This is a genomic window from Pseudoalteromonas sp. S2721 (assembly GCF_005887425.1).
Classification (GTDB): Bacteria; Pseudomonadota; Gammaproteobacteria; order Enterobacterales; family Alteromonadaceae; genus Pseudoalteromonas; species Pseudoalteromonas simplex.
Genome location: NZ_PNCZ01000161.1, coordinates 1 through 378 on the forward strand (window position 1 = coordinate 1; position 378 = coordinate 378).

Consider the following 378-nt stretch of genomic DNA (forward strand, 5'->3'; position numbering starts at 1 on the left):
TGATGTTACGAAGGATATTTGGCGAGATGTAATTAAATTAGAAATAACTAAAGAGCAAGAGGATTACGTAGCGGTAAATTCAGAGTCTAACGCTGAATCAAGATTGTATTACCATTATGTTAATCTAGCAATATATCGTGAAGATGAGGTTTGCCGTTTTATTCAATTTTACGATGAGCTTGATGAAGGGCTAACTTATGAGTTTTACATTGCTCAGTTTATGGTTGATGTAAAATATCTAGGCCAAGGTATAGGTAAAAACGCACCAGAAATAGTAAGTAAAGAGATGAATGAAATTCCAGAATGTAAAACATTAACCATAGTGTCGATGCGTGCGCACGAGAGGCGGATCAAATTTTTTTCTCAGTGTGTTTATCT

Annotated in this window: 1 protein-coding gene; it reads left to right on the forward strand. The window is 34.9% G+C overall.

What is annotated here, in order from left to right; all coding sequences use genetic code 11:
• Positions 1 to 378 (forward strand): GNAT family N-acetyltransferase (locus CWC02_RS20815; protein WP_171043888.1); only part of this gene is annotated, 378 nt, incomplete at both ends.